This is a genomic window from Nocardia sp. NPDC052112, assembly GCF_040680135.1.
Classification (GTDB): Bacteria; Actinomycetota; Actinomycetes; order Mycobacteriales; family Mycobacteriaceae; genus Nocardia.
Genome location: NZ_JBFAWD010000012.1, coordinates 58098 through 69797, shown reverse-complemented (window position 1 = coordinate 69797; position 11700 = coordinate 58098). Strand labels below are relative to the sequence as shown.

Sequence of the window (11700 nt, the reverse complement as noted above, 5' to 3'; positions counted from 1 at the left end):
TGAGGATTCCGTGAGGTTTTCTAGAGCCGCGCCCGTAGGGCTCAGTCAACACCCTGAGCTGCGACAACGCGGCGCGCCGCCTGTGCGATCGCCAATTCCTCATTGGTCGGCACGACCAGCACGGCGACCTCGGCGCCCGGCGCGGAGATATACCGGGCGGCGCGATCCTTGGCGGCGTTGCGGTCCGGATCGACTTCGATACCGAAGCGGGACAGCCCGGCGAGCGCGTCGGCGCGGACCTGCGGGCTGTTCTCGCCGACACCCGCGGTGAAGATGATGGCGTCGACGCCGCCGAGCTCGATCAGGTAGGCGCCGAGATAGCGGCGCAGGCGATGGATGTACACGTCATAGGCCAGGCGAGCCGCGGCGTCGCCCGCATCGATGAGCCGCTGCAACTCGCGGAAGTCGTTGACACCGGATAGGCCCTTGAGTCCGGCATTGCGGTTCAGCATTTCGTCGATCTCGTCGATACCCAACTGTGCCGAGCGGACCAGATGGGCGATGATCCCGGGATCGAGATCGCCGCCCCTGGTGCCCATGACCAGGCCTTCCAGCGGAGTGAGACCCATGGTGGTGTCGATCGGGTGGCCGCCGCGAATCGCCGATGCCGACGCGCCGTTGCCGAGGTGGAAGATGATCTGATTCACCTCGGCCGGATCGCGCTCGAGCAGCGCGGCGACCCGGCCGGAAACGTACTCGTGCGATGTGCCGTGGAAGCCGTACTTCCGGATGCCATGCGCGGCAGCGAGTTTCGCGTCGATGGCGTAGGTCTTGGCGGCATCGGGCAGGCCATGGAAGAACGCGGTATCGAAGACCGCCACCTGCGCAACGCGGGGCAGCAGCTCACGCGCACTCTCGATGCCCGCGACATTCGCCGGATTGTGCAGCGGCGCGAGCGAAGACAGCTCGGAGATGGCCGCGACAACAGCGTCATCGATGAGCGTCGGCCGGTAGAACACCTCGCCGCCGTGCACCACGCGATGCCCGACCGCGCGCACACCGGCCGTGGCCAGATCGTGGCCGGATTCGGCGAACACCTCGAAAACGAGCCGCAGCCCCGCGGTGTGATCGGCGATCGGCCCGCGGTGTTCGATGGTTCGGCCATCGACCCGATGCTCGATTCCGGCCTGCTCCTCGCCGATCCGATCGACCATGCCGGACGCGGCGACCACACCCGACTCCGGGTCCAGCAGTTGGTATTTGATCGACGACGAGCCGGAATTGAGCACCAGCACCAGGTCATTGCGCCCACCCGTCGCCTGAGCGGCACGCCCCACGGAATCGCCACGCGATGCTGCCCTCACCTCGACACCTCCTGCGTCGCGCGCGTACCCCGCACTCGATCAGCAACCATGGATCCGGCCCCATTGTTCCGCCGTGTGCCACACGACACTGATGCGGCGCGCATCAGCCCTCCTGCGCCTGGATCGCGGTGATGGCGACGGTATTGACGATATCGGCGACGAGCGCACCGCGGGACAGATCGTTGACCGGTTTGCGCAGCCCCTGCAGCACCGGTCCGATCGCGATCGCACCGGCGCTGCGCTGGACCGCCTTATAGGTGTTGTTACCCGTGTTGAGATCCGGGAATACGAACACCGTTGCGCGCCCGGCCACTTCGGAGTCCGGGAGTTTGGTGGTGGCCACGGTGGGTTCGATCGCGGCGTCGTACTGGATCGGGCCCTCCACCAGCAGATCCGGCTCACGTTCGCGGACCAGTTTGGTGGCAACCCGCACCTTGTCCACATCGGCGCCGCTACCGGATTCACCGGTCGAGTACGACAGCATCGCGACGCGAGGTTCGATGCCGAAGCGGGCCGCGGTAAGTGCGGAGGAGATCGCGATATCGGCCAGCTGCTCCGAAGTCGGATCCGGGACGACGGCGCAGTCTCCGTAGGCGAGCACGCGATCGGCCAGGCACATGAGGAACACACTGGAGACGGTGGAGACGCCCGGCACGGTCTTGATGATCTCGAAGGACGGCCGGATGGTGTGCGCCGTCGTGTGCACCGCACCGGAGACCATGCCGTCGGCAATGCCCGTGTGCACCATCATGGTGCCGAAATACGAGATATCGGCCATGGTTTCGCGGGCGCGCTCCAGCGTCATGCCCTTGTGCTTGCGCAGTTCGGTGTACGCCACGGCGAATTCGTCGAGGTAACCGGAGGTGCGCGGATCGAGTACCCGCGCTGCCGAGATATCGACGCCGAGTTCGGCGGCGCGGGCGCGCACCGCCGTTTCGTCGCCGAGGATGACCAGATCCGCGATCTTGCGCTGCAGCACCCGACCGGCAGCGCGCAGAATCCGGTCGTCGTCGCCCTCGGGCAGCACAATGGTTTTGCGGTCCGCCCTGGCGCGTTCGATCAGCTGGTATTCGAACATCTGCGGCGTCACCACCGAGGTATCCGGAATTTCGATGCGCTGCAACAACTCCGACGCGTCGACATGCTGTTCCATCAGGGCCAGCGCAGTATCGACCTTGCGCGGGCTGCCCGCCGACATGCGGCCGCGAGTGCGGTAGGCGGCGCTCGCGGTGTCGTAGGTGCCCAGGTCGGTGATGAGGATCGGCAGCTTGGGTTTGAGGCCGTTCATCAGCCGCGCGACAGCCGGATGCGGCAGCATTCCGCCGTTCATGATGATGCCCGACAGCGACGGAAAGCCTTCCGCCTCATGCGCATTCACGACAGTGAGCAGGACGTCGGAGCGATCGCCCGGCGCGATGACGACGACACCGTCGACCAACCGTTCCAGAATATGCTCGGCCGTCATGCCGCCGACCATGATCTTCAATGCCTCACGCTGCAGCAATTCCACATCGCCGCTGTACATTTCGCCGTCGATGGCGGTGCACAGCTCGGCCATGGTCGGCGAAATCAGCAGCGGCACTTCGGGTAACGTCCAGATCGGGACGTCGAAGCCGGTCAGCGCAGCGCCGACCTCGTCCAATGCCCGTGGATCGCAACGGTTCGCGATGATGGACACCAGATGCGCGTGTTCGAGGGACAGCTCGTGCGCACACAGCTCGGTCAGCTGCTTGACCTCGTCCGGGGTACGGCCCGCACCGCGCACCACCAGCAGAACGGGCGCGCCGAGGTTCACCGCGATGCGCGCATTGAAGCGCAGTTCACTCGGGCTGGCCACATCGGTGTAGTCGCTGCCGACGACCACCACCGCATCACACAGCTTCGCGACCTCGTGGAAGCGCATCACGATCTCACTGATCGCGGCGTCCGGATCCGCGTGCACCTGGTCGTAGGTGACTCCGATGGCCTGCGCGTAATCGACATCGGCGGTGCTGTGCTCGAGCAGCAGTTCCAGGATGTAATCCGGCTCGGTGGTCGAGCGGGTGATCGGCCGGAAGACACCGACCCTGGCGGTCGTCGCGCACAGCATCTGGAGCATGCCGAGGGCCACCGTCGATTTTCCGGTGTCACCCTCCGGAGATGCGATGTACACAGCGGATGGAGCGGAATCGGCCATGTTCGAGAGCTTAATCAACTACCCGGTCCGGAAAGACGAGGGTTTGCTGCTGTTAGCGGGGTGGCTGTGTTGGGGCCGAGACCGTGATCACGCGGTCGCGGGTGTGCCCCGACGGCTATAGTCCGGGGATGGCTGAGGAGTTCCCGAAACGGCAGTGGGGTTCGAACACCAATTTTCTTGCCCGCCTCGCGACAAAACTCGCGTCAACCGAACCCGGTTCGTGGCTGATTCGGAAGGTCACTCCGGTGGATCGGGTCATCCTCGAACGCACCGATGCCAAGTACACACTCCTCGGCCCGATCGGCGCGCCGGTCATGCTGCTGACCACCATCGGCCGCAAATCCGGTGAACCGCGTACTCAACCGCTGCTCTGCCTGCACGACGGCGACACCATCTATGTGATCGGCAGCAACTTCGGCCAGCAGCACCATCCGGCCTGGACCACCAACCTGCTGGCGAATCCGAATGCCACCGTCGCCATCGCAGGCCAACGCATCCCCGTCCGCGCGGCCCTGGTCGAATCCGACAAGGACGCCCTCTTCACGCGCTTCATCGAGATCACCAGCGCCTACAGCGTCTACCGCACCCGCACCACCCGAGACCTCCGCATCTTCGCCCTCACCCGCACCTGACCAGCCGCACCACTTCACACCCCGTTGTGGAGTGGTGCGGAAGTGATGCGATTACCGCAGAGCGAAGAGATCGAGGAGCGCAACCAGCCGCATAGCGATGCCCGGCCGAATATCGGCAGGCAGGGCCCAACGACATCCGGCCGGTACCACCGAGATCGGAATAATTGCGGCTCAGCCCAGGGCGCGTAGGCGCGGGGCCAGGTCGCGCTGGAAGAGGTCGAGGAAGCGGGACTGGTCGTGGCCGGGGGCGTGGAAGACCAAGTGGTTGAGGCCAGCGTCGAGGTACGGCTTGATCTGTTCGACGGCCTGGTCGGGATCACTGGCGACGATCCAGCGCTTGGCGATCTGCTCGATCGGGAGGGCGTCGGCGGCGGCCTCCATTTCGATCGGGTCGGTAATCGAGTGCTTCTGCTCGGCGGTGAGCGAGAGCGGGGCCCAGAAGCGCGTATTCTCCAGTGCCAGTTCGGGGTCGGTGTCGTAGGAGATCTTGATCTCGATCATCCGGTCGATCTGCTCGACGGTGCGTCCGGCCTTGGCGGCACCCTCGGCGACGGCGGGCATCAGCTTCTCGGTGTAGAGGTCCATGCCCTTGCCGGAGGTGCAGATGAAACCGTCACCAGCGCGGCCTGCATAGCGCGCGACCAGCGGTCCGCCCGCAGCGATATAGATCTGGATACCGCCCTTGGGCACATCGTAGATCGAGGCGCCGACGGTCTTGTAGTACTCGCCGTCGAAGTCGGTGCGCTCACCGGTCCACAGTGCGCGCATGAGGTCGACGGATTCGCGCAGCCGGGCGAAACGCTCCTTGAATTCCGGCCAGTCCCCGGTGTAGCCGGTGGCGATCTCATTGAGCGCCTCACCGCTGCCGACACCTAGCATGATGCGGTCCGGGTACAGACAACCCATGGTCGCGAAGGCCTGCGCGATTACGGCGGGGTTGTAGCGGAAAGTCGGGGTGAGCACCGAGGTGCCGAGTTGGATGCGCTTGGTGCGCTCACCGACCGCGGCCATCCAGGCCAGCGAGAACGGCGCATGTCCGCCCTTGTGCCGCCACGGCTGGAAATGGTCGCTCACGGTCGCGCTGTCGAGGCCGTGTTCCTCGGCCGCCACCGCGATTTCCACCAATTCCCGAGGGCCGAACTGTTCTGCAGACGCCTTGTATCCGAGCTTGAGATCACCCATATGCGCCACTCCTGTCACGTCGCTCAACGGTCCGTGCGGGCGATTCCGCACACCGTCGGCCGCCTGAATCCCACGACCGCAACCCGGTACAACCACAAGGGCGGCACCGGAGTTCCCGCGCCTCGATCGGCCTACCCGAGCGCTGCGCGATCGTTCCTCACACGGCCTCCCCTCGACCATAGTCAGCGCGCCACCGCGAGGTGTGCAGGGTCACCCCTGCTGTCGCATACCCAGTGGGCATCGCACACAACTCACCGACCGTGTGCGTGATGGTCACTGAATTTGTGCCGGTTCTGGGGCTCGAGCGCGGGCGGCGCGGTGTGGGGATGGTCGCATCGGGGTCGGTATTCGCACGCTGGGCGGGGGGATAGCCGACAATTGACTCGTGACGACGCCGGATGAACCGATTCTGTCCTACCTCACCGATATGGACGGGGTGCTGGTGCACGAGGACCATCTGGTGCCGGGCGCCGACAAGTTCCTTGCCGAACTGCGCAGCAAGGAGATCCCGTTCCTGGTGCTCACCAATAACTCCATCCGCACGCCGCGCGATCTGCAGGCCCGCCTGCGCCACACCGGACTCGATATTCCGGAGGAGGCGATCTGGACCTCGGCGTTGGCGACCGCGACCTTCCTCAACGACCAGCGCCCCAATGGCACCGCCTACGTGGTGGGCGAATCCGGGCTCACCACCGCATTGCACGAAATCGGCTATGTGCTGACCGATAGCGACCCGGATTACGTGGTGCTCGGCGAAACCCGCACCTACTCCTTCGAAGCGATCACCACCGCGATCCGCCTGGTAGACCGGGGCGCGCGCTTCATCGCGACCAACCCGGACGCGACCGGACCGTCCCGCGAGGGTCTACTCCCCGCGACCGGTTCGGTCGCCGCACTCATCACCCGAGCGACCGGTAAGGAGCCGTACTACGTCGGCAAGCCGAATCCGCTGATGATGCGCTCGGCACTGCGCCGGATAGGCGCACATTCGCAGTCGACGGTGATGATCGGCGACCGCATGGACACCGATATCGTCTCGGGCCTGGAGGCAGGCATGCGCACCGTCCTCGTCACCACCGGCATCTCCACCCGCCAATCCGTCGAGCAATTCCCCTACCGCCCAACCCTCGTCGTCGACTCCGTAGCCGACCTCGTAGGTCGAACCGACACCCCCTTCGCCTGACCCGCACCGACGATCAAGATCAGGTGGCATTGCGGTGTAAAGCCCGGCATCGTGCGGAGTTCGACCGCCGCCGAGGGCATCGACGTCGATGCTCTGTCGGCCGCGTTCGATAACGACCCGGGCGTATCGGCCAATCGTCACCTGGATAGTCGTGAACTCACGCCCTATCGGAAGGGTCGACCACACCCCGGCCGCGGTGTGCCACTGGGCAGCCCCCGCGGAGGCAGGTATGGCGGACGAACCGCCCCGCCGAACATGAAGCCGCGCTCCCAGTAGTGGGAGTTCGGATGTGCCAGTACCCCAATAGGATTGGGTCGCTGTCGACGCGTCAACCGCGTGTCGCCCTGCGCGCGCGGGACCGGAGAAAGACAGGGATGCATTCGAGATACCGCTGCCGAAATATTCCTGGGTGCAGCGTCGGGGTCCGACAACGCACCGGACACCTTCGGTCGCTATGAGCAGAGCATCTATCTACCTGGATCGAAACCTCTTACTGCTCTGGTCCGGAAATGCGGTATCGCTGACGGGCTTTCACGGTGTCCGGATCGCCTACCCGATGCTGGTGCTCGCGATGACCGGTTCGCCCGTGGCGGCGGGCTGGGTCGGATTCGCGCTGACCGTTCCGAGCTTGCTGTTCCAGATTCCGGCGGGAATGCTCGCCGATCATGGCGAGCGGCTGCGCACCCTGAAGCTCTGCCAAATCATTGGGCTGGCCGGAACGTGCCTGACGGCCGCGGCGACGATCACCCGGCCGCCATGCTTGGGCCTGATTCTCGCGGGGACCGCGTTCATCGAGGGCAGCGTCTATGTGTTCGTGCATCTGAGCGAACTCGGCCTGGTCCGGGATTTAGTACCGGCGAGCCGACGGCCAGCGGCGATCTCGTTCCTCGAGGCCGAGCAGTCCGTTGCGAATCTCGTCGGACGCGCCACCGGCGCAGCGATGTTCGGCGTCGCCCGGTGGCTGCCGTTCCTCGTCAACGCCGTGTCCTACCTGTGTTGCCTGGCGGCACTGTCACGAATCCGGTCCGGGCCTGCGGAATCCACCGACTCCGCAGACCACCCGACCGGACGCGATCTCGCGGTCGGAGCGCGCATCGTCTGGACCGAGCCACTGCTACGCACGTCGACATTGCTGATCGGAGCCTCGAATGTCGTCGTTCAGGTTGTCCTGTTACTGATCCTGGTGGAGCTGAAAACCACCGGGCAACCGGCCTGGACCGCCGGTGTCGTGCTGGGCATGTCCGGGGTGGGTGGTCTGCTCGGCGCGGCGATGGGCACCTGGATCACCAGCCGGTTCACCGCAGAACGCGCCTACCGCGCAGTGCTGTGGTTACAGGCGGCGCTCCTCGCGCCGATCGCCTACAGCACCAACCCGATCGTGCTCGCGCTGTGCTGGTGCGGCATCGGTTGCGTCACGGTCACCGGCTACATCACGTTGACCGTCTACCGGGTGGCCGTCATCCCCGATCGGATCCTGGGACGTGCGCTCGGAACCATAACGCTGGTCACCGAGGCGGCGGCGGCCCTCGGGGCACTCGCCGCAGGGTATCTCCTGTCCGTCTGTGGGGTCACCACCACTCGGTGGGCAATGCTCATCGCGATGGTCGTCCTCGCGATGCGGGGGCTGGTCATCGCCACCCCGGCGGCCGCACGAGCGACCGATCTCGTGCGGTAACAACAACCACCGAAACAGAGATCGGCCGGCTTCACGGCACCCCGTGAAGCCGGCCGACCAGTGGTGTCGACGCCGACTTTGTCCGCGTCTGGCAGTCTCGCTACGAAACTACGCGCCCGGCGGCGGAACGATCGGCGGGGGAACCATGCCGGGCGGCGGGACCATCACACTGGGCGGTGGCGTCAGCGAGCTGGGCGGGGGGACAATCCTGGTCATCGGATATTCCTTCCTCTTTGATCAGCCTGGGGCGGGTTGACTCCCAGACAGTCTCGGACCCGGGCGCAATTCCTGCCCGAGTGCACACACCCGGCGGGATGGAAAATGCCTCCAGCTAGAAGTATCAGCCATACCTATATCCGGCGATGATGTCGCGTTACATATTGTGACGCAATCAACCCCGAGCACCGTTCCCAATTCTGGGCATATTCGACAATTTTGCGCCACGCCAGAATGCGGATATTTTTATTTCGAATGGCGGATGTTTTTCTGACACACTTCTGCTCGGCGCCAGACGATGTAGTAGACGACCGCCACGGGACCAGCAGCTGCCGGGCGCTCCGTGGGAAGAGGCGCACAGCCAGCACTCGCCACTACTTGATGCAGCCCGCGATCGCGAGGCCGGCCGCCTTCGGCAATAATTCGGCGGCGGCGAAGGCACACGACTTTGTCCTCGCCCGGCAGGTCGACCGCAGCCGCGGCCAGGCCAAAAGTTCGAGCGGGCATCACGCCACCTCGCCCGCGACCGGGATCACCGGACCAGATCAGCCAGGTCGCTCGGATCAACTCGAACCGAGCGGGCACCGACCCTGTAGGTCCGCAAATCACCCGCCGAGATAGCAGGCTCGAGGTTCCGAACGCTGCGTCCGTGACATCGGGACACCATTGCCTTAATGGTCCGCGAGACCGAGAGCTATTTGTGTTCTGACGCCGTTCGACCGGAGCGCATCACGAATGACTCGGAGCGATTACTACAACGATCCGAACGCACCGCAGGCCAATAGCCGCACAGTGGCGGTCAGTGCGCTGGTTCGCGACGACCAAGGCCGGATCCTCATGATTCGTCGGACCGATAACGACAAGTATTCGATCGCCGGAGGCGGCCCAGAAGTTCGGCGAAACCGTAGCGGACGCGGTCGTCCGCGAAGTGTACGAAGAGACCGGCATTCATGTCGAGGTCACGGGGATTATCGGCATCTTCTCAAATCGCAACATGTCATCGAATACGAGGACGGCGAGGTGCGCCAAGAGTTCTCGACCACATCGGCGGCCAGCCGGGCCCTTGAATGTACGCCCGTCGACGCGGTAGGGATGCGGAGGGCTGCCACTGCAACCGTGCCACCCTCGAGCTGATCCGGGCGTCCGGGCTGACCAACAGGAAGCGTCGTGGCGGCGGGGAGAGCCCCGATTGTTCGACCGCTGATCCTGGGTGTGGCCGCCAAAAGCGGTATCTGACTGAAGCCGTGCCGCGCTAGGCCGCGTACCGCCGAGCTGCCGCAACGGCCTGCCGGTGGTACCAACCCCACGAAACAGCGCACCACTAACCGTGGGCTAGGAGGTAATGGCGTCCAGGGCGGCGGAGAGTTGGGTCATCAGGTGGACTGTGCGGGTTAGTTGGTCGGGGCCCAGATGGTCGGCTAGGCGTTTTGCCATGACGGCGTGTTGGGGGTTGATGCGTTTGATCGCCTCGCGGCCGGTATCGGTGACCGCTACGAGTTTGGCGCGGCGGTGGGCCGGATTGGGGCGGTATTCGGCAAGGCCCTTGGCTACCAGTAGGTCCGCTATGCGCTGGACGCTCTGCCTGGTGATTCCCATGGCTCGGGCGATTCCGACTACCGGCAGTGGTTCGCGCAGTACCGCGCCGAGCACCTGCCACCATGCCGCGGTGATTCCGGCGGGAGCGGCCAATTCCTCGGCGATGGCGAGGAATTGACCGTTCAGCTGGAATGAGGTGATGGCGACCGCTGCGAAGAGTTCCTGCTCGGGTGTGTCACTCATTCGACTTCCTCCCCACGCCTGAAGACGGGGGATTCCAACCCACGGGTCGGAGCGGTAATCCCGCACGGTTTCCTGCTGGTTCCCGCTTCACGGACCGACCGGTGTCGAAGTCTCCACAGGCTGTGACCGCCGGCCCGGCGGCCAGCACGTTCTCACGTTCGCGCACAACGTAACACTCGGAACCGTTGGGTCGCAGGGGAATTGACGTGCTCACCGCCCATAGCGGAAGGCGAGGGTCCGCCGCAGTACGTTTCATGACGATCGGAACTCCTGTTCTACATGCCCTTCCCGGATCGGCGGGTTGCCCCGAATTCTTCCTTACACGGAAGCGGTGGCCCTTTGTGCCTCGTATTCGGAAAGTGCCGCGAAGCCTGCCGGATCGCTCTGGCCGAATAAGCGGTACCAGGCGTCGAGCACATGCGATTCGTAGACATCGAGCCTGCGCAGCACCTCGCGGGCGAATTCGAAGGGTGCGGTCGGGCCCGCGGTAATGAGATCGCCGTCGAGTACCGCCGCCTGGTCCAGATAGCGATCGCCGCCCGAATATCCGCTGTAGGCGAGGTATTCCGCGACGGCACTGGTGTGCGCGTGGCTATCGAGCAGCCCCTCCTTGGCCAATCCGAAGGTGGCCCCGCAGATCGCCGCGACCGGAACGCCTGCGTTCAGGAACTCGCGCGCCTTGTGCGCGAAGGGTGCGAGTTCACCCGTTTCCCAAGTATCGGCACCGGGCAGGACAAGCATCGCGCTCGCGGCGGGGGCGAGATCGGCGAGCACCACATCCGGCACGATGCACATCCCGCCCATCGTGATGATCGGATCGGCAGTGCGCCCGACGGTCCGGACCTGGAAGGTTCCAGGCGCTTTCTGCCAGATGGGCCTATTGATATGCGCGGTGGCGGCACCGACCTCCCAGTCGGCGAGGGTGTCGTAAACGGCCAGGTGAACAGTTTTGGAGGACATGACAGCATGCTGTCATATTTGACAGTATGCTGTCAATGAATCAGCGCTCACGCTCGAGCTTCGCCAGATGCGCGATATTGGCGCGATCCTCCGCATCCATACTCGGCTCACCGGCAAACCACGCGTCCAGAATCTCCGTCAGGTGCGCCCTGGACGTCGAACGCAGGCTCAGCGCAAGCACATTCGCGTCATTCCACTTCCGCGCGCCAGCCGCCGTCGCCGCATCACCGCACAGCGCGGCCCTGATCCCCGCCACCTTGTTGGCGGCAATGGACGCACCCGTCCCGGTCCAACAGCACACCACCCCCTGCTCCGCCCGACCCTCGGCCACATCCCGCGCCGCCGCCGCACTGGCCCAAGCCCAGTCGTTCCGCTCACTATCCGATAGCGCCCCGTGCACCAATATGTCGAACCCGCGCCGCTCGAGCTCTACCACCAGCTCCTCGGCCACTCCCACCCGCTCATCCGCCGCAACCGAAATTCGCATAACCCAAGCGTAATTACGCCCCCACCGCACAACCCCGAAAACGGCGAGCGGCTCGAGAAATATGGTCCACACGTGTTCCCGGGCCGTCCCGAGAGCTCCTCGAGCA

Annotated in this window: 10 protein-coding genes; 4 read left to right on the top strand and 6 right to left on the bottom strand. The window is 65.0% G+C overall.

Annotated elements, in window-relative coordinates:
• Positions 1-41: 41 nt before the first annotated feature.
• Positions 42-1238 carry an acetate kinase gene (locus tag AB0L58_RS23610; protein WP_364389903.1) on the bottom strand — a complete coding sequence of 399 codons (1197 nt, stop codon included), beginning with the start codon at positions 1236-1238 and terminating at the stop codon, positions 42-44.
• Between the two features lie 169 nt (positions 1239-1407).
• Positions 1408-3480: a phosphate acetyltransferase gene (gene pta, locus AB0L58_RS23605; RefSeq protein WP_364389719.1), complete on the bottom strand. Its 2073-nt coding sequence runs from the start codon at positions 3478-3480 to the stop codon at positions 1408-1410.
• A gap of 128 nt (positions 3481-3608) precedes the next feature.
• Between pta and AB0L58_RS23600 the strand changes: the two genes are divergently transcribed.
• Positions 3609-4112 (top strand): nitroreductase/quinone reductase family protein, encoded by a 504-nt coding sequence (locus AB0L58_RS23600; RefSeq protein WP_364389717.1) that lies wholly within the window; start codon positions 3609-3611, stop codon positions 4110-4112.
• 171 nt (positions 4113-4283) lie between these two features.
• On the opposite strand, the gene fgd is transcribed toward AB0L58_RS23600, so the two are convergent.
• On the bottom strand, positions 4284-5294 hold the full coding sequence (fgd, locus tag AB0L58_RS23595) for a glucose-6-phosphate dehydrogenase (coenzyme-F420) (RefSeq protein ID WP_364389715.1): 1011 nt from the start codon (positions 5292-5294) through the stop codon (positions 4284-4286).
• Between the two features lie 385 nt (positions 5295-5679).
• On the opposite strand from fgd, the gene AB0L58_RS23590 reads away from it, so the two are divergent.
• The 3 genes from AB0L58_RS23590 to AB0L58_RS23580 all read left to right on the top strand — a co-directional run bounded on the left by AB0L58_RS23590 (position 5680) and on the right by AB0L58_RS23580 (position 9458).
• Positions 5680-6477, top strand: a complete 798-nt coding sequence (locus tag AB0L58_RS23590) for an HAD-IIA family hydrolase (RefSeq protein WP_364389714.1) — start codon at positions 5680-5682, stop codon at positions 6475-6477.
• A gap of 454 nt (positions 6478-6931) precedes the next feature.
• The gene (locus AB0L58_RS23585) at positions 6932-8152 is read left to right on the top strand and encodes an MFS transporter (RefSeq protein ID WP_364389712.1); all 1221 of its coding nucleotides are present in this window, start codon (positions 6932-6934) and stop codon (positions 8150-8152) included.
• A 1144-nt stretch (positions 8153-9296) separates the two neighbouring features.
• Positions 9297-9458 carry a hypothetical protein gene (locus tag AB0L58_RS23580; protein WP_364389711.1) on the top strand — a complete coding sequence of 54 codons (162 nt, stop codon included), beginning with the start codon at positions 9297-9299 and terminating at the stop codon, positions 9456-9458.
• A 242-nt stretch (positions 9459-9700) separates the two neighbouring features.
• On the opposite strand, the gene AB0L58_RS23575 is transcribed toward AB0L58_RS23580, so the two are convergent.
• The 3 genes from AB0L58_RS23575 to AB0L58_RS23565 form a co-directional block, all read right to left on the bottom strand.
• A complete protein-coding gene (locus AB0L58_RS23575) occupies positions 9701-10147 on the bottom strand; it encodes a MarR family winged helix-turn-helix transcriptional regulator (RefSeq protein ID WP_364389709.1) in 447 nt (148 codons plus the stop codon).
• A gap of 318 nt (positions 10148-10465) precedes the next feature.
• On the bottom strand, positions 10466-11107 hold the full coding sequence (locus AB0L58_RS23570; RefSeq protein WP_364389708.1) for a DJ-1/PfpI family protein: 642 nt from the start codon (positions 11105-11107) through the stop codon (positions 10466-10468).
• A 40-nt stretch (positions 11108-11147) separates the two neighbouring features.
• Positions 11148-11594, bottom strand: coding sequence for an RpiB/LacA/LacB family sugar-phosphate isomerase (locus AB0L58_RS23565; RefSeq protein ID WP_364389707.1), 447 nt, complete (start codon positions 11592-11594; stop codon positions 11148-11150).
• Positions 11595-11700 lie beyond the last annotated feature (106 nt).

What these genes read in the sequence shown, in the direction of transcription:
- pta (WP_364389719.1), bottom strand. Translation starts at nt 3,480, where the DNA reads ATGGCCGATTCCGCTCCATCCGCTGTGTACATCGCATCTCCGGAGGGT.
- AB0L58_RS23600 (WP_364389717.1), top strand. Translation starts at nt 3,609, where the DNA reads ATGGCTGAGGAGTTCCCGAAACGGCAGTGGGGTTCGAACACCAATTTT.
- fgd (WP_364389715.1), bottom strand. Translation starts at nt 5,294, where the DNA reads ATGGGTGATCTCAAGCTCGGATACAAGGCGTCTGCAGAACAGTTCGGC.
- AB0L58_RS23585 (WP_364389712.1), top strand. Translation starts at nt 6,932, where the DNA reads ATGAGCAGAGCATCTATCTACCTGGATCGAAACCTCTTACTGCTCTGG.
- AB0L58_RS23575 (WP_364389709.1), bottom strand. Translation starts at nt 10,147, where the DNA reads ATGAGTGACACACCCGAGCAGGAACTCTTCGCAGCGGTCGCCATCACC.
- AB0L58_RS23570 (WP_364389708.1), bottom strand. Translation starts at nt 11,107, where the DNA reads ATGTCCTCCAAAACTGTTCACCTGGCCGTTTACGACACCCTCGCCGAC.
- AB0L58_RS23565 (WP_364389707.1), bottom strand. Translation starts at nt 11,594, where the DNA reads ATGCGAATTTCGGTTGCGGCGGATGAGCGGGTGGGAGTGGCCGAGGAG.